Below are 22,031 nucleotides of genomic sequence, written 5' to 3'. Positions count from 1 at the left end.
CCTTCCACACGCCGAGACCGCCTCCCGTCCGATCGACGGCCCGGGCCACGCCCGGTGCCGCTCGGTCAGCGGAGGAATTCGCCGGCCTGCTGGGCCAGCGCGAGCACCGGCCCGGGAAAGACACCCAACGCAACAGTAGCGACCACCCCAACCCCGACGGCCGTCAACGTGGTCCAGCCCGGCCGCACCACGGTGCCCGGCTGCGCCCCGGTCGCCTCGAGCTCGGGCTCGGAGAAGAACATGACGATGATGACCCGCAGGTAGAAGAACGCGGCGACCAGGCTGAGCACCACCGCGACCACCACCAGCCAGTAGTCCCGGGCCGCCCAGGCGGCGGCGAACACCGACCACTTGCCGATGAACCCGCTGGTCAGCGGGATGCCGGCGAAGCTGAGCAGGAACAGGCTGAACACCGTCGCGGTCAGTGGGGACCGGCGGCCGAGCCCGGCCCAGCTGGACAGCAGGGTCGCCTCGCCGCCGCGGTCGCGGACCATGGTGACGATCCCGAACGCCCCGAGCGTGGCCGCCCCGTAGGCGACCAGGTAGAAGCCGACGGCCGAGATGCTCGACAGGGACCCGGCCGGTTTGCCGGTGCCGAGCTGGGAGGCCGCGGTGACCGCGGTGAGGATGAACCCGGCGTGCGCGATCGAGGAGTAGGCCAGCATCCGCTTGACGTCGGTCTGGGTGATGCCGAGCACCGCGCCGACGAACATGGTGGCCACGGTGACGATCAGCAGCAACGGCTGCCAGTCCCAGCGCATCCCGCCGAAGGCGACGTAGAAGACCCGCAGCAGCGCGCCGACCGCGGCGATCTTGGTGCAGGCGGCCATGAAGGCGGTGACGCCGGTCGGGGCGCCGGCGTAGACGTCGGGCGTCCAGGAATGGAAGGGCACCGCGCCGAACTTGAACAGCAGCCCGACCCCGATCAGCGCCATCCCGGCGAGCAGCAGCCCGTCCTTCTGGTCGGAGGTGTTGAGCGCGACGGCGATGTCGGAGAGCTGGAAGCTGCCGGCGTAGCCGTAGACCAGCGCGACCCCGTAGAGGAAGAAGGCCGAGCTCAGCGCACCGAGCAGGAAGTACTTGAGGCTCGACTCCTGGCTGAGCAGCCGGCGGCGCCGGCCGAGCCCGCAGAGCAGATAGAGCGGCAGCGACAGGATCTCCAGCGCGACGAACATGGTCAGCAGGTCGTTCGAGGCCGGGAACAGCATCATCCCGGAGAGCGCGAACATGGCCAGCGGGAAGACCTCGGTGTGCTCGACCCGGGCGGTGATCGCCTCCTGCTCGGCCGCGCTGCCCGGCGTGGCCGCGCCCTGCGGGGTGAAGGCCAGCGCCCCGTTCTCGAGCTTGCGGTCGGCGAAGATCAGGAACGAGAGCCCGCTGAACACCAGCAGCACGACCCAGAAGAAGTAGGTCGGGACGTCCGCGGTGACCGCGCCGACGGCCACCTCGCCGCGGGCGCCGGTCAGCCAGTTGAGCACGGTGATCAGCAGCGCGACGACGATGCCGCCGAAGGTGAGCAGCATCTGCAGCCCGAAACGGAGCGTGCGCGGCGCGAGCGCCTCGACCAGCACGCCCAGACAGGCGACCAGGAAGACCAGGATGAACGGCATCAGCGTGCCGTACTCGATCTTCGGGGCGGTGATCTCCATGGTCACCGCCGCCACCGACGAGCTGAGCACGCTCACCGCCCTTCCTCGGCCACCGGATGGGCCGGGTCACTGACACCCACGTGGGTCATGGTCGCGGCCACCGTCGGCTCGATCGCCCCGAGCAACGGCTTGGGGAAGAAGCCGAGCACCAGGATCAGCAGCACCAGCGGGGCCAGGGCCAACCGCTCGCGCGTCCCCAGGTCGCTGGTGACGTGCTCGCGCACCTGCTCGGTGACCGGACCGGTCGCGGTGCGCTGGTACATGATCAGCACGTAGAGCGCGGCCAGCACGATGCCGACGGTGGCGATCGAGGCGAACGCCGGGTGCCGGGAGAACGTCCCCCCGAGCACCATGAACTCGCTGACGAAGCTCGACAGCCCGGGCAGCGCCATGGTGGACAGCCCGGCGAAGAGCAACAGCCCGGTCAGCACCGGCGCCACCTTCTGCACCCCGCCGAAGTCGCCGATCTGCCGGCTGTTGCGCCGCTTGATCATGAACCCGGCGGCCAGGAACAGGGCGGCGGTCGACAGCCCGTGGTTGAGCATGTAGAGCGTCGAGCCGACCATCGACTGGCTGGTGAAGGCGAAGATGCCGAGGACGATGAAGCCGAAGTGGCTGATCGAGGTCCAGCCGATGAGCCGGTGCAGGTCCTTGCTGACGATGGCCATCAGCGCGCCGTAGATGATCGAGACGGTGGCCAGGGTGAGCACCACCGGCGTCGCCCACCGGCTCGCCTCGGGGAACAGGTAGAGGCAGAACCGGATCATCCCGAAGGTGCCGACCTTGTCGAGCACGCCCGCCAGCAGCACCGCACCGCCGGGGGTGGACTGTTCGGCCGCGTCGGGCATCCAGCTGTGGAACGGCACCAGCGGGGCCTTGATCGCGAAGGCGACCATGAAACCGACGAACAGCCAGCGCCCGGTGGTCTCCGGGATGTCGAGCCGCATCAGGTCGCTGAGCAGGTAGCTCGGGGTGCCGGCCCGGGCCGAGACCACGTAGAGGCCGATCACCGAGGCGAGCATGACGAAGCCGCCGAACAGCCCGAAGAGCAGGAACTTCCCGGCCGCGTAGGAGCGGCGGGAGCCGCCGAACGCGCCGATCAGGAAGTACATCGGGATCAGGATGACCTCGAAGAACAGGTAGAACAGGAAGACGTCGATCGAGGTGAAGGCGAACAGCCCGAAGCTCTCGATGCACAGCACCAGGCCCATGAACGCCGCCGGTCCCCACTTGTTCCGGCCGGGCTCGGGGGCGTCGGTCTCGCCGGGCTTGCGCTCCTCGGCGTCGTTCCAGCTGGCGATCATGACGATCGGGGTGAGCACCGCGGTGAGCAGCACCAGGGTCAGCCCGATGCCGTCGAGCCCGAGCGCGTAGTGGGCGCCGAGCGGACGGATCCAGACCACCTGCTCGACGAACTGCATCCCGCCGCCCGGCCGGTACTGCAGCGCGACCACCACGGCCAGCACCAGGGTGGCGAGCGAGAAGGCCAGCGCGAGCGGCTTGGCCCGGGGGCCCTTCACCACCAGCATCAGCACCGCCCCGACCAGCGGGAGCAGGGCGAGCACGGTCAGCCACGGGAAGCTCATGATCATCCCCTCGTCAGCCGAGCCGGCCGAGGATCAGGACCGCGCCGACGACGGCGGCGCCGGCCAGCATGGTCAGGGCGTAGGAGCGGACGAACCCGGACTGCCAGCGGCGCAGGCCCGCCGACACCCCGGCGAAGAGCGCGGCCAGCCCGCGGACCGCGCCGTCGACGCCGTGCGCGTCGACGTAGGCCAGCGTGGTGGTCAGCGACTGGCCCGGGCGCATGAACACCGCCTCGTTGAAGGCGTCGCCGTAGAGGTCGTTCCGACCCGCGACCGTGAACGGCGACCGGCTGGCCGGCGCGGTGTCGGGGATCGAGCGGCGCGGGCCGAAGAAGGCGAACGAGACCGCCACCCCGGCCAGCACCACCACCATGGTGACCACCCCGATCACGGTGACGTGGATCAGCGCGGGCGCCCCCTCGCTCTCGCCGTCGACCGCCGGGTTGAGCCAGGACCCGATCGCGTTGTTGAGCACCAGGCCGCCGAGCACCGAGCCGATCCCGAGCACGACCAGCGGGATCGTCATGACCAGCGGCGACTCGTGCGGATGGACGTGTTCGCGCCAGCGCTTCTGGCCGGCGAAGGTCATCAGCATCAGCCGGGTCATGTAGAAGGCGGTGACGCCGGCGCCGATGATCGCACAGGCCCCGGCCACCGTGCTGTGCTCCCAGGCCGCCTCGATGATGTGGTCCTTGGAGTAGAAGCCGGCGAAGAACGGGAAACCGATGATCGCCAGGTAGCCGGCGGCGAAGGTGACGAAGGTGACCGGCAGCGCCCGGGCCAGCGCCCCGTAGTGCCGCATGTCGACGTCGTCGTCCATCGCGTGCATCACCGAGCCGGCCCCCAGGAACATGTTGGCCTTGAAGAAGCCGTGGGTGACCAGGTGGAAGATCGCGAACGCGTAGCCGGCCGGGCCGATCCCGGCGGCCAGCATCATGTAGCCGATCTGGCTCATGGTCGAGCCGGCCAGCACCTTCTTGATGTCGTCCTTGGCGCAGCCGATCCAGGCGCCGAACAGCAGCGTCACCGTGCCGACGACGACCACGACCAGCGAGGCGACCTCGCTCTGGGCGAAGACCGCGTGGCTGCGGACCACCAGGTAGACCCCGGCGGTGACCATGGTGGCCGCGTGGATCAGCGCCGACACCGGGGTCGGCCCCTCCATCGCGTCGAGCAACCAGGACTGCAGCGGCACCTGGGCGGACTTGCCACACGCCCCGAGCAGCAGCAGCAGCCCCATCACGGTGGCGGTGGTGCCGTTCATCTGCGGCGAGCCGGCGTTGACCGCGGTGAAGGCCGACGAGCCGAAGGTGGCCAGCATCAGCATCACCGCGATCGACATGCCGATGTCACCGACCCGGTTGACCACGAACGCCTTCTTGGCCGCGGTGGCCGCGGTCGGCTTGTGCTGCCAGAAACCGATCAGCAGGTAGGAGGCCAGACCGACACCCTCCCAGCCGACGAAGAGCACCAGGTAGTTGTCGCTCAGCACCAGCAGCAGCATCGCGGCGACGAACAGGTTGAGGTAGGCGAAGAACCGCCGCCGCCGCTCGTCGTGGGCCATGTAGCCGATCGAGTAGACGTGGATCAGGCTGCCGACCCCGGTGATCAGCAACGCGAAGGTGATCGACAGCTGGTCGACCTGCAACCCGACCGAGATGTCCCAGCCGCCGGTGGGGATCCAGCTCCACAGCGGCAGGGCCACCGAACGCTGCTCGACCGGTCGGCCGAGCAGGGCGACGAACATCGCGGCGGCGACCCCGAAGGAGACGATCGGGGCCAGCGTGGCCAGCAGGTGGCCCCACCGGTCGGCCACCCGGCCCGACAGCATCAGGAAGGCCGCCACCACCGCGGGAGCCGCGATGGACAGCCAGGCGACCGAGAAGACGCCGGTCGCGGCGACCGGCGTGGGGACCTCCAGCGGGACGACCTGCAGAGGGACGGCAAGTGCGAGCAGGAGCGGACTCACGGGTCTCCTAGAACTTCAGCAGGTTGGCGTCGTCGACCGAGGCCGAGCGTCGGGTGCGGAAGATGCTGACGATGATCGCCAGCCCGACCACCACCTCGGCGGCGGCGACCACCATCACGAAGAAGGCGGCGACCTGGCCGTCGAGCTTCCCGTACATCCGGGAGAAGGTGACCAGCGCCAGGTTGGCGGCGTTGAGCATCAGCTCGACGCACATGAAGGCGACGATGGCGTTCCGGCGGACCAGGAAGCCGACCGCGCCGATGGTGAACAGGATCGCCGACAGCACGATGTAGTTGTCCGGGTTCATCGGCTCACTCCTCTCAGCCCTGGCCCCGCGGGACCGTCTTGCCGGGTGGCTGGCTCGGGTCCTCCGGGGCGATCTCGCGGACCGTGGCCCGGGTCGGCCGGATCAGCGACTCGGCGTCGGAGATCTCCCCGCGAGCCCGCAGGGTGGCCGACACCGAGTCCTCCGCGATGCTCCCGTCGGGCAGCAGCGCCGGGGTGTCGACCGCGTTGTGCCGCGCGAACACGCCCGGGGTCGGCAGCGGGCCCGGGTGCTGGCCGGTCCGGGCGTAGCGCTGCATCCGCTCGGTGACCAGCTCGGCCTGGCCCTTCTTCTTGGTCAGCCGCTCGCGGTGGGCGAGCACCATCGCGCCGACCGCCGCGGTGATCAGCAACGCCGAGGTCGCCTCGAAGGCGAAGACGTAGCGGTTGAAGATCAGCGCGGCCAGGCCCTGGACGTTGCCGCCGTTGGCGGCGTTGGCCTCGGAGAGCCCGACCGGGCTGCCGACGACCGCGTTGCCGACGGCGACGACCAGCAGCACCGCGAACGCGACCCCGGCGACCACCGCCGCCACCCGCTGGCCCTTGATCGTCTCGACCAACGAGTCCGAGACGTCGACGCCCACCAGCATGAGCACGAAGAGGAACAGCATCAGGATCGCGCCCGTGTAGACGATGATCTGCACCGCGAACAGGAACGGCGCGTCCTGGGCCGCGTACTGCACGGCTAGGCAGATCATCACCGCGGCCAGGCAGAGCGCCGAGTGCACCGCCTTGCGGCTCAGCACCATCCCCAGCGCGCCGAGCACCATCACCGGAACCAGCAGCCAGAAGGCCACCTCGGCGCCGGTGACCATCGGGACCAGCGTGACGGTCGGCGTCACTCGCGCACCCCCTGGGTGTGTTCGGCGGGGACGTCGCCGCCGTCGACGGCGGGCGCGACGGCGGCACCCTTGCGGGCCAGCTCCGCCTCCGCCTTGGCCTTCTTCTTCTTGTCCTTCCAGCCGGCCAGCCCGAGGTTCGGGTTGCCGGTGCCCTGCGGCAGGTCGACCGGGCGGGTCTCGGGCAGCCCGAGGAAGTAGGCCCGCTCGGAGTCGCCGAGCTGCCGCTCGTGCGGCGGCGCGGTCATCCCCGGAAGCAGCGGGGCCAGCAGATCGCTCTTCTCGTAGATCAGCTTCTGCCGGCTGTCGTCGGCCAGCTCGAACTCGTTGGTCATGGTCAGCGCCCGGGTCGGACAGGCCTCGATGCACAGCCCGCAGAGGATGCAGCGCAGGTAGTTGATCTGGTAGACGCGGCCGTACCGCTCACCGGGGCTGAACCGCTCCTCGTCCCGGTTCGAGGCGCCCTCGACGTAGATCGCGTCGGCCGGGCAGGCCCACGCGCACAGCTCGCAGCCGACGCACTTCTCGAGTCCGTCCGGCCACCGGTTGAGCTGGTGCCGACCGTGGAACCGCGGCGCGGTGACCTTCGGTGCTTCCGGGTAGGCCTGGGTGAAGGTCTTGCGGAACATCGTCTTGAAGGTGACGCCGAAACCGGCGATCGGGTCAAGCAGACCCATCGGGCCTCCTCTCGGTCTCGGGGCCGGCACCGGTGGACGGGGTCACCCCGCCGGGCGCCTGGGCGGGGTCGGCCGGCTGACCGGTGACCACCCCGGCGAGCTCGGGCAGCTCCTGCCCGGGCATCGGCGGCACCGGGTAGCCGCCGGCGAAGGCGTCGAACTCGCCCTGCGGCTTTTCGGTCTCCTGCTCCTCGGCCCGGCCACCGAAGAAGGCGACCAGCAGCAGCACCACGAAGATCACCGCGGTGACGATCCAGAACGCCTTGGTGGAGAACCAGCCCTCGCGGCGGCCGACGTTGAACGCGGCCACGGCGAGGATCCAGACCAGCGAGATCGGGATCAGCCAGCGCCAGCCGAGCCGCATGAACTGGTCGTAGCGCATCCGGGGCAGGGTGCCGCGGAGCCAGACGAAGACGAACAGGCAGATCAGCACCTTGACCAGGAACCACAGCAGTCCCCACCAGCCGCCGTCCATCCCGAGCAGGTTGAACGGCAGCGGCGCGTGGTAGCCGCCGAGGAACATGGTGGTGGCCAGGGCCGAGACGGTGATCATGTTCATGTACTCGGCCATGAAGAACATGGCGAACCGCATCGAGGTGTACTCGGTGTGGAAGCCGCCGACCAGCTCGCCCTCGGCCTCGGCCAGGTCGAAGGGCGCCCGGTTGGTCTCCCCCACCATCGAGATCAGGTAGATCGCGAAGGACGGGATCAGCACGATCGCGTACCAGCTGGGCAGCGGGACCTGGACGCCGAACAGGTCGGCGTAGCTCACCCGGGCCTGCGCCTCGACGATCTCCGAGGTGGACATCGAGTTCGCGTAGAGGAAGACCGCGACCAGGCTGAGGCCCATCGCGACCTCGTAGCTGATCACCTGGGCGCTCGACCGCAGGCCGCCGAGCAGCGCGTAGGTGGAGCCGGAGGACCAGCCCGCCAGCACGATGCCGTAGACGCCGATGGAGGCGACCGCGACCACGAACAGCACCGAGACCGGCAGGTCGGTGACCTGGAGCTGGGTGGTCGGGTGGTTCCGGAACGGCAGCGGGACGGTGCCGGCCATCGGGATCACCGCGAACGCGGTGATCGCCGGGATCGAGGTGATGAACGGGGCCAGGGTGAACACCACCCGGTCGGCGGCGGTCGGGGTGATGTCCTCCTTGAACATCAGCTTCATGCCGTCGGCCAGGCTCTGCAGCGAGCCGAACGGGCCGTTCATGGTCGGGCCCTTGCGGTGCTGCATCTTGCCCACGACCTTGCGCTCGTAGACGATCGTGAACAGCGTCATCACCAGCAGCACCACGAAGGCGAACAGCGCCTTGAGCAGCACCAGCCACCAGACGTCGTTGCCGAACAGGCTCAGGTCGAGCGGCACCGGGATCCCGGCGGGACCGGACGGACTCATCGGCTCCTCCTCCTCACGGCACTCACTGCCCGGCCTGGACGTGGACCACGTCACCGGCCCCGGCGGCGAGATTCTCCGGCACCGACAGACCCGGAGCGTTGACCGGCACCCACACCACGCCGTCGACCATCCCCTCGGTCACCTCGAGCGGGAAGGCCAGCGAACCGCGGTCGCTGCTGACCACCACCCGGCCGGCCAGCCCGGCGCGCTCGGCGGTGGCCGGGCTGACCCGGGCCACCGGGCGGCGCGCGGTGTCGAGCAGGTCGAGCTCGGCCCGGACGGCCCGGGAGTCGTCGAGGGCCATCCGCCAGCCGGCCAGCACCAGCGGGGTTCCCGGGGCCGGGCTGCCGCCCGGCCGGGCCGTGGTCAACCGGTGCAGCCAGTGCGGCAGGTGCGGCAGGTGCGGGTGGTCGCCCTCGGGACGGCTCGGCGGGTCGATGGCGGGCTGCTCGACGCGGGCGCCGTCCCAGCCGGCGAACTCGGCGAACTCGCTGCGGGCCTGCCCGGCGGTCCGGAAGCCGAGGTCGCGGCCCAGCCCGTCGGCCAGGGCGGCCAGCACCCGGAGGTCGCTGAGCGCGTTGGGCTTGCTGATCACCGTCGGGAAGGGCCGGGGCCGGCCCTCCCAGTTGACGAAGCTGCCCTCGCGCTCCTCCACCAGGCTGACCGGGAAGACCACGTCGGCCCGCTCGGTGACCTCCGAGGTCCGGGTCTCCAGGCTGATGAGGAAGCCGGCGTTCTCGAGCCCGGCGCGGACGGCGGCCGGGTCGGCGAAGTCGGACGGCTCGATCCCGGCGACGACCAACGCGTCGAGCGACCGGTCGTCGGTGGCGGTGAGCATCTCGTCGGCGTCGCGGCCCTCGCCGCGCGGGAGGCTCTCGACCCCCCAGACGCTGGCCGCGTCGACCCGGGCGGTGGCGTCGGCCACCGGCCGGCCGCCGGGCAGCAGGGTCGGCAGGCACCCGGCGTCGAGCGCCCCGCGGTCCCCGGCCCGGCGCGGGATCCAGGCCAGCCGGGCGCCGGTGTGCTCGGCGACCCGGAGCACCGCGGTCAGGGTGCCGGCCTGCAGCGCGGCGCGCTCGCCGACGATGATCACGCTGTCGGCGTCGAGGCTGTCGAAGACGTCGTCGGGCAGGTCGCTGACCGCCGCGGCCTCGCCCCCGGGCACGGTGGCGATCAGCTGCGCACCCGCCTTGCGGGCTCCCGGGCTGAGGAACGGCGCGATGGTCCAGGACCGCAGCCCGCGCTTGCGGAAGCCCTTGCGCAGCCGGAGGAAGACCGTGCCGGCCTCCTCCTCGGGCTCGAAGCAGACCATCAGCACGCTCGAGGCGTGCTCGAGGTCGGCGAAGCTCGCCGAGCGCAGACCGCCCGGCTGCTCGGCGCTGACCCCGCTGCCCGCCACCACGGCGGCGAGGAAGGCGGCCTCCTCGCTGCTGTGCGGACGGGCCCGGAAGTCGATGTCGTTGGTGCCGATCACCGTCCGGGCGAACTTGCTGTAGGCGTAGGCGTCCTCGAGGGTCAGCCGGCCCCCGGTCAGCACGCCGACCGACGTCCCGGCGCGACGGAGTCCCTCGACCGCGGCGTCGATCGCCTCGGGCCAGGACGCCGGCCGGAGCACGCTCGCCCCGCTCTCGTCGGTGACGCGGACCAGCGGTGTGGTCAGTCGGTCCGCGCCCCGGCCGTAGCGGAAGGCGAAGCGGTCCTTGTCGGTGATCCACTCCTCGTTGACCTCGGGGTCGTCCCCGGAGAGCCGTCGCATCACGGTACCGCGACGGTGGTCGACCCGGATCGCCGAGCCGCAGGCGTCGTGCTCGCCGACGCTCGGGGTCGAGACCAGGTCGAACGGCCGCGACCGGAACCGGTAGGCCGAGCTGGTCAGCGCGCCGACCGGGCAGATCTGGATGGTGTTGCCCGAGAAGTAGCTCTCGAACGGCTGGCGCTCGTAGATGCCGACCTGCTGGAGGGCGCCGCGCTCGACCAGCGCGATGAAGGGGTCGCCGGCGACCTGCTCGCTGAACCGGGTGCAGCGGGCGCAGAGCACGCACCGCTCGCGGTCGAGCAGCACCTGGCTGCTGATCCTGATCGGCTTCGGGTAGGTCCGCTTGACCCCGTCGAACCGGCTCTCGCCGGAGCCGCGGGTCATCGCCTGGTTCTGCAGCGGGCACTCGCCACCCTTGTCGCAGATCGGGCAGTCGAGCGGGTGGTTGATCAGCAGGAACTCCATCTGTCCCCGCTGCGCCTTGTCCGCCACCGACGAGCTGAACTGGGTGCGGATCTGCATCCCCGGCATCACCTCGAGGGTGCAGGACGCCTGCGGCTTGGGCATGCCGCGCCCGTTGCCCATGTCCGGCACCTCGACCAGGCACTGCCGACAGGCGCCGACCGGGTCGAGCAGCGGGTGGTCGCAGAACCGCGGGATCTCCACCCCGATCAGCTCGGCGGCCCGGATCACCAGGGTGCCCTTGGGGACGCTGACCTCGACGTCGTCGATGGTCAGGGTGACCAGGTCCTCGCGCTTCTCCAGCTCGCCGGCGCGGGTGCCGTCGGTGACCGTCATGCGCCGGCTCCGGCGGTGGCCGGCGCCGGGGCGAACCTCCGGCTGGCCTCGTAGGGGAACAGCTCCCAGGCGGGGGTGTGCATGCCGGCCTCGAACTCGTCGCGGAAGTGCTGGATGGCCGAGCTGATCGGGCTGGTGGCCCCGTCGCCCAGCGCGCAGAACGACCGGCCGAGGATGTTCTCGCACAGGTCGAGCAGCTTCTCGATGTCCCCGGGCTCGCCGCGGCCGGCCTCCAGCCGGGACAAGATCTGGACCAGCCACCAGGTGCCCTCGCGACACGGCGTGCACTTGCCGCAGGACTCGTGCTTGTAGAACTCGGTCCAGCGCAGCACCGCCCGGACCACCGAGGTGGTCTCGTCGAAGCACTGCAGCGCCTTGGTCCCGAGCATGGACCTCACCCCGGCCACGCCCTCGTAGTCGAGCGGGACGTCGAGGTGCTCGGGGGTGAGGATCGGGGTGGACGAGCCACCCGGCGTCCAGAACTTGAGCCGGTGGCCCTCGCGCATCCCGCCGGCCAGCTCGAGCAGCTGGCGCAGGGTGATGCCCAGCGGCGCCTCGAACTGGCCGGTGTTCCGCACGTGCCCGGACAGGCTGTAGATCGTCATGCCCTTGGACTTCTCGGTGCCCATCGAGGAGAACCACTCGGCGCCGCCGCGGACGATGGCCGGCACCGAGCTGATCGACTCGACGTTGTTGATCACCGTCGGGCTGGCGTAAAGCCCGGCCACCGCGGGGAACGGGGGACGCAGGCGCGGCTGGCCGCGGCGGCCCTCGAGCGAGTCGAGCAGCGCGGTCTCCTCGCCGCAGATGTAGGCGCCCGCCCCGGCGTGGACGACGATGTCGAGGTCGTAGCCCGAGCCGAGGATGTTCTTGCCCGCGTACCCGGCCGAGTAGGCCTCGCGGACGGCCTGCTGCACCCGGCGAACCACGTGCAGCACCTCGCCGCGGACGTAGATGAACGCGGTGTGGCAGTTGATCGCGTAGGCCGAGATGATCACGCCCTCGACCAGCGTGTGCGGGCTGGCCATCATCAGCGGGATGTCCTTGCAGGTGCCCGGCTCGGACTCGTCGGCGTTGACCACCAGGTACTTGGGCTTCGGGTTGTCCTGCGGGATGAAGCTCCACTTCATCCCGGTCGGGAAACCCGCGCCGCCGCGGCCGCGGAGCCCGGAGTCCTTGACCAGCGCGACCACCTCGGCCGGCTCCATGGTCAGCGCCCGGCGCAGTCCCTGGTAGCCGTCCCGGCGTTCGTAGTTGGCCAGTTTCCAGGCGCGCTCGTCACCCCAGTTCGCGGTGAGCACGGGGGTCAGGGTGTCGGCCATCAGGCCTCGCCGCCTTTCGTCGTGCCGTTCTCGCCCTCGCCCCGCCGGGCGCTGCCCTCTTCGGTCGCGGTGCTGGTGCCGGTCTGCCCGCCGGCCGGGCCCGAAGCCGGCCGGGCCTCGTCGGCGCTGACGCCCGACTCCTTGCTCTCGGCCTGCTTGAGCGAGGCGTCCTCGGCGTGGCCCTGCGCACCGGCGGCCTGGGTCTGGGCCTGGGGGTTGCGGTCGCCGCTCGGCTCGTCCCGCCCGGGCACCGGGGGTGCGGTCCAGCCGCGCTCGGCGGCGATCCGGAGCCCGAGCCGCGACTCGGGCGCCGAGGTCGGGCCCTCGTCGGCACGGCCGTCGGGGAACCCCGCGAGCACCCGCTCGGCCTGCTTCCAGGTGCAGACCCGGGCCCCGCGGGTGGCCCGGACCTCCTCGCCGGACCGCAGCCGCTCGAGCACGTCGACCGCGCTGTCCGGGGTCTGGGAGTCGAAGAACTCCCAGTTGACGGTCATCACCGGCGCCAGGTCGCAGGCGGCGTTGCACTCGATGTGCTCGAGGGTGAAGACGCCGTCCTCGGTGGTCTCGTCGTTCCCGACGCCGAGGTGGTCCTGCAGCGCCGCGAACAGCTCGTCGCCGCCCATGATCGCGCAGAGCGAGGTGGTGCAGACCCCGACGTGGTAGCGGCCGACCGGACGCCGTTTGTACATCGTGTAGAACGTCGCCACCCCGCTGACGTCGGCGGCGCTGATCTGCAGGATCTCCGCGCAGGCCTCGATCCCGGCGGCGGTCACCCGGCCCTCGACGCTCTGCACCAGGTGCAGCATCGGCAGCAGTGCCGAGCGGGGCTGCGGGTAGCGGGCGACGATCGCCCGCAGCTCCTCGCGGACGCCCTCGTCGATCAGCGTCGAGGTCTCCTCGACGTCGATCGGCTCGGGCCGGTGCGCGTTCGGGTCGCCGTGGTGGACGCCCGCGGGCGCGTGCCCGTTCGTGTGGGTCCGGGTCACCGGTCGACCCCGCCCATCACCGGGTCGAGGCTGGCCACCGCGACGATCACGTCGGAGACCATCCCGCCCTCGCTGAGCGCGGGCATCGCCTGCAGGTTGACGAAGCTCGGGTCGCGGAAGTGGGCCCGGAACGGCTTGGTGCCGCCGTCGGAGACGACGTGCGCGCCCAGCTCGCCGCGGGGGCTCTCGACCGGGACGTAGGCCTGGCCGGCCGGCACCCGGAAGCCCTCGGTGACCAGCTTGAAGTGGTGGATCAACGACTCCATCGACTCGCCCATGATGTGCTTCAGGTGCTCGTTGGAGTTGCCCATGCCGTCGTGACCGATCGACATCTGCGCCGGCCAGGCGATCTTGGGGTCGTCGACCATCACCGGCTGGCCCTCGGTGCCGGCGAGCCGCTCGACGCACTGCTCGACGATCCTGAGGCTCTCCCACATCTCGTCGAGCCGGATCCGGAACCGGGCGTAGGAATCGGCCTCGGTGCGGGTGATCACGTCGAAGTCGTAGGTCTCGTAACCCAGGTAGGGCTGCTTCTTGCGCAGGTCCCAGTCGTAGCCGGTGGCCCGCAGCGGTGGGCCGGTGATCCCGAGGGCCAGGCAGCCGGCCAGGTCGAGGTGGCCGACGTCGACCAGCCGACCCTTGAAGATGTGGTTGGCGTTGCAGAACGCGGCGTACTCGGGCAGGTGCTTCTTGAGCCAAGCGACCAAGTCGCGGACCGCATCCAGCCCCTTGGGCGGCAGGTCCTGGGCCACCCCGCCGGGACGGACGTAGGCGTGGTTCATCCGCAGCCCGGTGATCAGCTCGAAGACGTCGAGCACCTTCTCGCGCTCGCGGAACCCGATGGTCATCACCGTCAGCGCGCCGATCTCCATCCCCCCGGTGGCGATGCAGACCAGGTGGCTGGAGATCCGGTTGAGCTCGAGCATCATCACCCGGATGACCTTGGCCCGCTCGGGGATGTCGTCCTCGATGTCGAGCAGCCGCTCCACTCCGAGGCAGTAGGAGGTCTCCTGGCTGAACGGCGACAGATAGTCCATCCGGGTGCAGAAGGTCACGCCCTGGGTCCAGGTGCGGAACTCCATGTTCTTCTCGATGCCGGTGTGCAGGTAGCCGATGCCGCACCGGGCCTCGGTGATCGACTCGCCCTCGAGCTCGAGGATCAGCCGGAGCACGCCGTGGGTCGACGGGTGCTGCGGACCCATGTTGACCACGATCCGCTCGTCCTCGCGCTCGGCCTGCGCGTTGACGATGTCGTCCCAGTCCTGCCCGGTGACCGTGTAGACGGTGCCCTCGGCCGGGTCGGAGGCGCCGTACGGGTCGGTCTGCCGGTCGGTCTGCTGGTCGGTGCTCATGAGTAGCTCCTCCGCTGGTCGGGCGGCGGGACGGTGGCGCCCTTGTACTCCACCGGGATGCCGCCGAGCGGATAGTCCTTGCGCTGCGGGTGGCCGGGCCAGTCGTCCGGCATCAGGATGCGGGTGAGCGCCGGGTGGCCGTCGAAGACGATCCCGAACATGTCGTAGGTCTCGCGCTCGTGCCAGTCGGCGGTCGGGTAGGTCCCGACCACCGACGGGATGTGCGGGTCGTCGTCGGGGCAGGACACCTCGAGCCGGATCCGCCGGTTGTGGGTCATCGACTGCAGGTGGTAGACCGCGTGCAGCTCCGCTCCGGTGTCGGCCGGGTAGTGCACCCCCGACACCGCACTGCAGAACTCGAACCGCAGGTGCGGGTCGTCGCGCAGCATCCGGGCCAGGGTGGCGACGTGCCGGCGGGCGACGTGGAAGGTGATCTCGCCGCGGAAGACGACCACCTTGGTGATCACCTCGGAGCTGTTGGGGACCAGCTGACCGATCCGGTCGGCGACCTGGTCGAACCAGCCGCCGTAGGGGCGCTCGGCCGCCGGCGGGAACTCGATGATCTTGTTCAGCCCGCCGTAGCCGGACGTGTCGCCGCTGCCCCGGACGCCGAACATGCCGCGTCGGGTGGAGAGCACCTCGGTGCGCGACCCGCTGGGTTCGTCGAGCGTCCCGGCCCGGTCGATCTCCGCGGTCGCCGCCTCGGTCTGCTCGCTCCCCACCGCCGGCTCACCGGGGGTCACCGTCCCGGTCCGGCGTCCCTCGGTGGCGCTGTAGTCGTCGGACTCGCCGGGCCGGTTGCTCGGGTTGGCGGCCCGGACCCCGGCGCTCTCCGCCTCGCCGGCGGTGCGGTCGCCGTCGGCGGGGCTCACCGCAGCAGCCCCTTGAGCTCGATCGAGGCCGGCGCCTCGAGCGCGGCCTGCTCCTGCTCCTCGACGGCGTTCACCGCGTTGATCCCGATCGGGGTGTGCCGCACCTTGTCGCGCAGCTTGAACATCGCGTCGATCAGCATCTCCGGACGCGGCGGGCAGCCGGGCAGGTAGATGTCGACCGGGACGACGTGGTCGACGCCCTGGACGATCGCGTAGTTGTTGAACATCCCGCCCGAGCTGGCGCAGACGCCCATCGCCAGCACCCACTTCGGGTTGGGCATCTGGTCGTAGATCTGCCGCAGCACCGGTGCCATCTTCTGGCTCACGCGGCCGGCCACGATCATCAGGTCGGCCTGCCGCGGGCTGGCCCGGAAGACCTCCTGGCCCCAGCGACCCGAGTCGTAGCGCGGGGCGCCGTAGGTCATCATCTCGATCGCGCAGCAGGCCAGCCCGAAGGTGGCCGGCCAGAACGAGGCGCTACGCATGTAGCCGAACAGGCCCTCCAGGGTGGTCAGCAGGACGCCGCTGGGGAGTTTCTCCTCGAAGCCGCCGGGCATCGGCTCAACCCCTTCCCGGACGAGTGACGGTGGTGGTGATCGTGGTGGTGGTCGTGGTGGCGCAGGGGCCGGTCAGTCCCAATCCAGCCCCCCGCGGCGCAGCACGTAGAGGTAGGCGATGAAGACCGTGACCATGAACAGCACCATCTCGACCAGCGCGAAGGTGCCCATCTGGTTGAACGAGACGGCCCAGGGATAGAGGAAGACGATCTCGATGTCGAAGACGATGAAGAGCATCGCGGTGATGTAGTACTTCACCGGCACCCGACCGCCGCCGATCGGCTGCGGGGTGGGTTCGATGCCGCACTCGTAGGAGTCGAGCTTGGCGCGGTTGTAGCGCTTGGGTCCGACCGAGACGCTGGTGATGATGGTCAGGGCGACGAAGCCGGCGGCGATCACCAGCAGCACGACGAGCGGCGCGTACGGGTTCACCGGATCGCCCGTCGGGGGTGGACGTTCATGATCGCTCCTGCCGTCGTCGGCCGCCTTGCCGAGCGGAGTGGGACGGGCGGACCGAGCACGCGGGGAGCCGATCCGGACCGACTTCGTGAATTTCTTCACGAACTCCGGCCCACACTCTACGACGGTTCTCAGGGCTGCCGCAGTCGGGTTGCGACGACGCGCGGGACCGGTGCGGAACGCTTTGTGCGCCACGGCTTCCGGTCGCCATTCGGCAACGCGGCCGGCGCGTAAATCCCGTGATCGCGGGCCGACGGGTTGGGCGCGTTGGTCCCCGATGGAAGACTTCGATCTCGTGACCGAGACGACCGCGGCCCGGCCCGCCGAGACCGACGTGCTGGTCGTCGGCGCCGGTCCCGCGGGGGCGTCGGCGGCGGCCTGGGCGGCGCGACGCGGGCTCGACGTCGTGCTCGCCGACCAGGCGACCTTCCCGCGCGACAAGACCTGCGGCGACGGCCTGACCCCGCGCGCGATGGCCGAGCTCGACCGGCTCGGGCTGGGTGACTGGGCCCGCGGCCGGGCGGTCAACCGGGGGCTGCGGGCGCACGGCTTCGGTCAGGTGCTCGAGCTCCCCTGGCCGGGCGGCTCGCTCCCCGACCACGGCTCCGCGGTCCCGCGCACCGAGCTGGACGCCCGGATCCGCCAGGTCGCCCTCGACGACGGCGCCCGCCCGCTGGAGGGTGCGCGGGCGGTCGAGGTCGAGCGCGACGGCAGCCGGATCACCGGCGTCGGGTTCACGCTCTCCTCCGGTGAGCAGCACCGCGTCCGCTGCCGGCGGCTGGTGGTGGCCGACGGCGTCCGGTCACCGCTCGGGCGGCTGCTCGGCCGCAGCTGGCACCGGGAGTCGGTCTACGGGGTGGCGGGTCGCAGCTACCTGACCACCGGACGCGACGACGCCTGGATCTCCTCGCACCTCGAGCTGCGCGGCGAGGCCGGCGAGCTGCTGTCGGGCTACGGCTGGATCTTCCCGCTCGGCGACGGCCGGGTGAACCTCGGCGTCGGGACGCTGGCCACCGCCAAGCGGCCGGCGCACGTCGCCCTCCGGCCGCTGATGAACTTCTACGCCGGCGCCCGGCGCGAGGAGTGGCAGCTCGGCACCGAGCTCGAGCACCCGACCTCCGCGATGCTGCCGATGGGCGGCGCGGTCAGCGGGGTGGCCGGCCCGAACTGGGCGCTCGTCGGGGACGCGGCCGGCTGCGTCAACCCGCTCAACGGCGAGGGCATCGACTACGGGCTGGAGACCGGACGGGTGCTGGCCGAGCTGCTCGCCGCCGGCGAGACCCTCGACGCGGCCTGGCCGGCGCTGCTGCGCGAGCACTACGGGCCGGCGTTCTCGATCGCCCGGCGGCTGGCCGCGCTGATCACCGTGCCCGGGCTGCTGGCCCGGCTCGGCCCGATCGGGATGCGGTCGCGGCTGCTGATGACGGTCGCGCTGCGGGTGATGGGCAACCTGGTCACCGAGGCCGACCACGACCTGACCGCGCGCCTGTGGCGCTGGGCCGGCCGGCGCTCGATCGCGCTGGACACCCGGCCGCCGTTCAGCTGAACCGATCGTTCGGCTGAACCCTTCGTTCGGCTGAACCGTTCGTTCGGCTGGGCGGGCCGTTCAGCTGAGCGGGCCGCCCGCGGCGCCGTGCCGGACGGCGACGATCTCGGCCACGATCGCGAGCGCGATCTCGACCGGCGCCGAGGCCCCGATGTCGAGCCCGGCCGGGCCGTGGATCCGGTCGATCCGCTGCGGGTCGACCCGTCGGCTGCGCAGCCAGTCGCGGCGCAGCCGCTGGGTGGTGTGGCCGCCGAGCCCGCCGACGTAGTCGAGCGGGCCGGCCAGCCCGCGGCACAGCGCCGTGCCCGCGACCTCGAGGTCGTGGCTGAGCACGACCAGCGCGTGGGTGCCGCGGAGGTCGTCGGCGTCGTCGAGGCGTTCGCAGATGGTGCAGTCCCAGCGGAGCACGCTGGCCAGCTGGGCGAGCGCGACCGCGATCTCGCCGCCCCCGACCACCCGGAGCCGGATCGGCTCGACGGCCTCGTCGGTGTCGTGGTCGCTCTGCGGGTGCGGGTCGGACCTGCGGCCGGCGACGGTGGTCGTCGTCCCGGCCGGGATGGTGGTCGCGGCCGGGGTGGTCGCCGAGGTCATCGATCCTCCGTCCTGACGCTGTGGTGGCGTGCTGCACGGACCGGACATCGGTGTGCGGACCGGAGGGGCCCGTCGAGCCTAGGCGGTCGGGCCGGACAATGCCACCCGTCCGGCCGGCTGCGCGCGTCCCCGCGCGTCGGGCCGACCTCGCAACCCCTCAGCCCGCGCCGAGCGCCTCGCGCATCGGCAGGAACTTGGCTGCGGCCTCGGCGGACTCGGCGACCGGCTCGGAGCCGGCGACGATGCCGCAGCCGGCGAACAGCCGGATCCGGTGCGGGTCGTCGGCGTCGACCAGCCCGCAGCGGAGCGCGATCGCCCACTCGCCGTCACCGTCGGCGTCCACCCAGCCGACCGGACCGGCGTAGCGGTCACGGTCCATCCGCTCGAGCTCGGCGATGGTCTCGCGGGCCACCGCGGTCGGGGTGCCGCAGACGGCGGCGCTCGGGTGCAGCGCGGCGGCCAGCCGGAGGGCGGTCGCCTCGGGCCTCGCCACCGCGGTCACATCGGTGGCCAGGTGCAGCACGTTGGGCAGCTCGAGCACGTAGGGCGCGTCGGGGACGTTCATCGCGGAACAGAACGGCGCCAGCGCCGCCGCCACCGAGCTGACCGCGTACTCGTGCTCCTCGACGTCCTTGGTCGACGAGGCCAGGGCGGCGGCCAGCGCCTGGTCGCCGGTCGCGCCGCGACCCGCTGCCCCGGCCGGCTCGGCGGATCGGCGGATGGTTCCGGCCAGCACCCGCGAGACGGCCAGCCCGCCCTCGCGACGGATCAGCATCTCCGGCGTCGCCCCGACCAGTCCGTCGACGTGGTAGGTCCAGCAACGCCGGTAGCGGTCGGCCAGCCGGGTGGCCACCCACCGCGGGTCGACCGGACGCTCGGCGACCAGCGTCAGGTCGCGGGCCAGCACCACCTTGTCGAGCCGTCCGGCGCGGATCCGCCCGACCGCGTCGGCGACCGCCCGCTCCCACCGCGGGTCGCGCTCGGCCCGCCCGTCGACGCTGTCCGTGCCGTCGAGGCTGGCGGGACTGTCAGCACTGGCGGGGCTCGCGGGCCCGACCCGGCCCGGGGCGGCGACCGGCAGGCTCACCGACGCCGGCAAGGAGCGGGACACGGGGTCGGGAACCGGCGGCTGGTCGAGCGCCTCCTCGGTCTCGGCGACTCGGGTCCGCCAGGCCCGGCCGGCGCGGCGGCCGATCACCTGCTGCGGGACGATCATCACCGACTGGCCGGCCGTGTTGTCGGGATCGAAGACGAAGCTGCCGAAGCAGAGCAGGCCCGACCCGAAGAGCCCAGCGGTCGCGTCCGGGTCGGTGGAGACGTCGACGACCGCGCGACAGACCTCGCCCCACCAGGCCTCGGCGTCGGCCACGTCGGTCGCCTTGTGCCGGATCACCTCGCCGAGGCCGATCATGCCGTCGCCGGCCCGGATCCAGACCAGCGCCCGGGGATCGCTCGCGGCGAGCTGCTCGAGCACCTGGTCGAGCGGTCCGGGGTCGGCGATGGCCTCGGTGCGCACGTAGAGCCGTGGCGACGAGATCACGGCGCCAGCGTATGCGCGCGGGGTCGGGGACCGTGCGGCGGAGCGGCCCGGACGGTGTGAGATGGAACGCCCCTCGGGCTGCATCCGTCCCGACCCCGTCGGAATGACGGGCGCCGTCGCCTCGCGTCAGGGCGGGACAGCCCCCGGGAGAGACCAAAGCGCGGGGCTCCCGTCGAAACGGTCGCCCCGCGCCCTGGGATCACATCCCCCCGTTGGAGACGTGAGGTGCTCACGCGGCCCGCGCCGGCGCCCTCCCCCGAGGTGAACACCGCGGTGGGCTCTCGTGAGACTCCCAGCCTAATTCGATCCCGCTGATCGGCTGGATTGGTGGAACTTTACCTCGAATCGGCTCATCGGGGGAGTTTTTCCCGGATGGTTGACGGTCTGACCGTTCGATCTTCGAAGCATCTGGTTCTGCCAGGAGCGGATCCGCCGCCGGCAGAAGCGTCCGCGATCCCGGGCCGCGCCGCCGCAGGCTGGCGGTGTCCGGAGCCGACCCCGGCACCCGGACCCGACGCCAGGAGGACCGATGCACACCTCGCCCACGCTGCCCCGCGGCAGCTCCGCACGGACGGCGGCGACCGCCACACCCACTGCCGCACCGCTCGCCCCCAGCGACGATCAGCTCGGCGCCCGGCTGCTCCAGCAGCGGATCGTCGTGCTCGGCCAGGAGGTCGACGACCCGATCGCCAACCGGATCTGCGCGCAGCTGCTGCTGCTCTCGGCCGAGGACCCGCGCAGCGACATCAGTCTCTACATCAACTCCCCCGGCGGCTCGGTCTCCGCCGGGTTGGCCATCTACGACACCATGCGACTGATCCCGAACGACGTCGGCACGCTGGCCATGGGCCTGGCCGCGAGCATGGGCCAGTTCCTGCTCTGCGCCGGCGCCCCCGGCAAGCGGTTCAGCCTGCCGCACGCCCGGGTGCTGATGCACCAGGGTTCCGCCGGGCTCGGCGGGACCGCGGCCGACATCGAGATCCAGGCCGAGAACCTCGACCACACCAACCGGCTGATGACCGAGCTGATCGCCCGGCACACCGGCCAGAGCCCCGACCGGGTGCGGGCCGACAGCGAGCGGGACCGCTGGTTCACCGCCGCCGAGGCGCTCGACTACGGGATGATCGATGCGGTGGTCGAACGGCTCGACGACGTCCGCCCGGCGGGCGTCGCGCGGAGGGCCGGGCTGTGAGCGGGCAGTACACGATCCCCACCGTGGTCGAGCGGACGCTCACCGGGGAGCGGGCCTTCGACATCTACAGCCGGCTGCTCGGCGACCGGATCGTCTTCGTCGGCACCGAGATCGACGACGGCGTGGCCAACGTGATCATGGCCCAGCTGATCCACCTCGAGTCGGTCAGCCCGGACCTCGACATCAACCTCTACATCAACTCCCCCGGCGGCGACTACCGGGCGATGACGGCGATCTACGACACCATGCAGTTCATCCGGCCCGACGTGGCCACCACCGTCATGGGTCAGGCCGCCAGCGCCGCCGCGGTGCTGCTGGCCGCCGGGGCGCCGGGCAAGCGGTCGGTGCTCCCGCACGCCACGGTGCTGCTGCACCAGCCGTCGGCCCGGGCGCAGGGCACCATCCCCGACCTGGCCGTCCAGGCCGCCGAGATCGCCAAGGTGCGGGCCGAGATGGAGACCATCCTGGCCGCGCACACCGGGCACCCGGTGGAGAAGATCCGCGCCGACACCGACCGGGACCTCGTCCTCGACGCCCGCGCCACCGTGGCCTACGGACTGGCCGACAGCGTGATCGGCAGCCGGAAGGCACGGATGGCCGCCTGAGCGTGGCCCCGC

General features: G+C 71.6%; 18 protein-coding genes and 1 pseudogene. 3 read left to right on the top strand and 16 right to left on the bottom strand.

Going from position 1 to position 22,031, the window contains the following annotated elements:
* Positions 1 to 65: 65 nt before the first annotated feature.
* The 14 genes and pseudogenes from nuoN to FHX74_RS19955 form a co-directional block, all read right to left on the bottom strand.
* Entirely contained in the window at positions 66 to 1,685 is a 1,620-nt protein-coding gene (gene nuoN, locus FHX74_RS01950; RefSeq protein WP_328823574.1) for an NADH-quinone oxidoreductase subunit NuoN, read from the bottom strand.
* A complete protein-coding gene (locus tag FHX74_RS01945) occupies positions 1,682 to 3,235 on the bottom strand; it encodes an NADH-quinone oxidoreductase subunit M (RefSeq protein WP_182558384.1) in 1,554 nt (517 codons plus the stop codon). Before FHX74_RS01945 ends, nuoN begins: the two co-directional genes overlap by 4 nt.
* 13 nt (positions 3,236 to 3,248) lie before the next feature.
* The gene (nuoL, locus tag FHX74_RS01940; RefSeq protein WP_182558927.1) at positions 3,249 to 5,156 is read right to left on the bottom strand and encodes an NADH-quinone oxidoreductase subunit L; all 1,908 of its coding nucleotides are present in this window, start codon (positions 5,154 to 5,156) and stop codon (positions 3,249 to 3,251) included.
* A 55-nt stretch (positions 5,157 to 5,211) separates the two neighbouring features.
* Positions 5,212 to 5,511: an NADH-quinone oxidoreductase subunit NuoK gene (gene nuoK, locus FHX74_RS01935; protein WP_182558383.1), complete on the bottom strand. Its 300-nt coding sequence runs from the start codon at positions 5,509 to 5,511 to the stop codon at positions 5,212 to 5,214.
* Between the two features lie 13 nt (positions 5,512 to 5,524).
* Positions 5,525 to 6,343: an NADH-quinone oxidoreductase subunit J gene (locus FHX74_RS01930; protein WP_182558926.1), complete on the bottom strand. Its 819-nt coding sequence runs from the start codon at positions 6,341 to 6,343 to the stop codon at positions 5,525 to 5,527.
* Positions 6,344 to 6,545: 202 nt separating this feature from the next.
* Positions 6,546 to 7,044, bottom strand: a pseudogene (gene nuoI / locus FHX74_RS01925) (NADH-quinone oxidoreductase subunit NuoI); the annotation flags it as partial.
* On the bottom strand, positions 7,031 to 8,443 hold the full coding sequence (nuoH, locus tag FHX74_RS01920; protein WP_182558381.1) for an NADH-quinone oxidoreductase subunit NuoH: 1,413 nt from the start codon (positions 8,441 to 8,443) through the stop codon (positions 7,031 to 7,033). The pseudogene nuoI and the gene nuoH, both read right to left, overlap by 14 nt.
* Before the next feature lie 22 nt (positions 8,444 to 8,465).
* Positions 8,466 to 10,997 (bottom strand): NADH-quinone oxidoreductase subunit G, encoded by a 2,532-nt coding sequence (locus FHX74_RS01915; RefSeq protein WP_182558380.1) that lies wholly within the window; start codon positions 10,995 to 10,997, stop codon positions 8,466 to 8,468.
* Positions 10,994 to 12,319, bottom strand: a complete 1,326-nt coding sequence (gene nuoF, locus FHX74_RS01910) for an NADH-quinone oxidoreductase subunit NuoF (protein ID WP_182558379.1) — start codon at positions 12,317 to 12,319, stop codon at positions 10,994 to 10,996. The genes FHX74_RS01915 and nuoF overlap by 4 nt, the downstream gene beginning before the upstream one ends.
* The gene (gene nuoE / locus FHX74_RS01905) at positions 12,319 to 13,305 is read right to left on the bottom strand and encodes an NADH-quinone oxidoreductase subunit NuoE (RefSeq protein ID WP_328823573.1); all 987 of its coding nucleotides are present in this window, start codon (positions 13,303 to 13,305) and stop codon (positions 12,319 to 12,321) included. The genes nuoF and nuoE overlap by 1 nt, the downstream gene beginning before the upstream one ends.
* Positions 13,302 to 14,657, bottom strand: a complete 1,356-nt coding sequence (locus FHX74_RS01900; protein ID WP_182558378.1) for an NADH-quinone oxidoreductase subunit D — start codon at positions 14,655 to 14,657, stop codon at positions 13,302 to 13,304. The genes nuoE and FHX74_RS01900 overlap by 4 nt, the downstream gene beginning before the upstream one ends.
* Positions 14,654 to 15,343, bottom strand: coding sequence for an NADH-quinone oxidoreductase subunit C (locus FHX74_RS01895; protein ID WP_328823630.1), 690 nt, complete (start codon positions 15,341 to 15,343; stop codon positions 14,654 to 14,656). The genes FHX74_RS01900 and FHX74_RS01895 overlap by 4 nt, the downstream gene beginning before the upstream one ends.
* Positions 15,344 to 15,525: 182 nt before the next feature.
* The gene (locus FHX74_RS01890) at positions 15,526 to 16,086 is read right to left on the bottom strand and encodes a NuoB/complex I 20 kDa subunit family protein (RefSeq protein WP_182558377.1); all 561 of its coding nucleotides are present in this window, start codon (positions 16,084 to 16,086) and stop codon (positions 15,526 to 15,528) included.
* Between the two features lie 72 nt (positions 16,087 to 16,158).
* Positions 16,159 to 16,518, bottom strand: a complete 360-nt coding sequence (locus FHX74_RS19955) for an NADH-quinone oxidoreductase subunit A (protein WP_182558376.1) — start codon at positions 16,516 to 16,518, stop codon at positions 16,159 to 16,161.
* Between the two features lie 322 nt (positions 16,519 to 16,840).
* Between FHX74_RS19955 and FHX74_RS01880 the strand changes: the two genes are divergently transcribed.
* Entirely contained in the window at positions 16,841 to 18,091 is a 1,251-nt protein-coding gene (locus FHX74_RS01880; RefSeq protein ID WP_328823572.1) for a geranylgeranyl reductase family protein, read from the top strand.
* A gap of 60 nt (positions 18,092 to 18,151) precedes the next feature.
* On the opposite strand, the gene FHX74_RS01875 is transcribed toward FHX74_RS01880, so the two are convergent.
* Positions 18,152 to 18,682 carry an XdhC family protein gene (locus FHX74_RS01875; RefSeq protein ID WP_182558374.1) on the bottom strand — a complete coding sequence of 177 codons (531 nt, stop codon included), beginning with the start codon at positions 18,680 to 18,682 and terminating at the stop codon, positions 18,152 to 18,154.
* Positions 18,683 to 18,839: 157 nt separating this feature from the next.
* Positions 18,840 to 20,222, bottom strand: a complete 1,383-nt coding sequence (locus FHX74_RS01870) for an isochorismate synthase (RefSeq protein ID WP_328823570.1) — start codon at positions 20,220 to 20,222, stop codon at positions 18,840 to 18,842.
* 529 nt (positions 20,223 to 20,751) lie between these two features.
* On the opposite strand from FHX74_RS01870, the gene FHX74_RS01865 reads away from it, so the two are divergent.
* Together FHX74_RS01865 and FHX74_RS01860 are read left to right on the top strand one after the other, a co-directional pair.
* Complete coding sequence (locus FHX74_RS01865) at positions 20,752 to 21,414, top strand: ClpP family protease (protein WP_182558372.1); 663 nt, start codon at positions 20,752 to 20,754, stop codon at positions 21,412 to 21,414.
* Complete coding sequence (locus FHX74_RS01860) at positions 21,411 to 22,019, top strand: ClpP family protease (protein ID WP_182558371.1); 609 nt, start codon at positions 21,411 to 21,413, stop codon at positions 22,017 to 22,019. The genes FHX74_RS01865 and FHX74_RS01860 overlap by 4 nt, the downstream gene beginning before the upstream one ends.
* Positions 22,020 to 22,031: the final 12 nt, after the last annotated feature.

This window comes from Microlunatus kandeliicorticis (assembly GCF_014137855.1).
Lineage (GTDB): Bacteria > Actinomycetota > Actinomycetes > Propionibacteriales > Propionibacteriaceae > Microlunatus > Microlunatus kandeliicorticis.
This window is presented reverse-complemented; position numbering and strand designations above follow the sequence as displayed.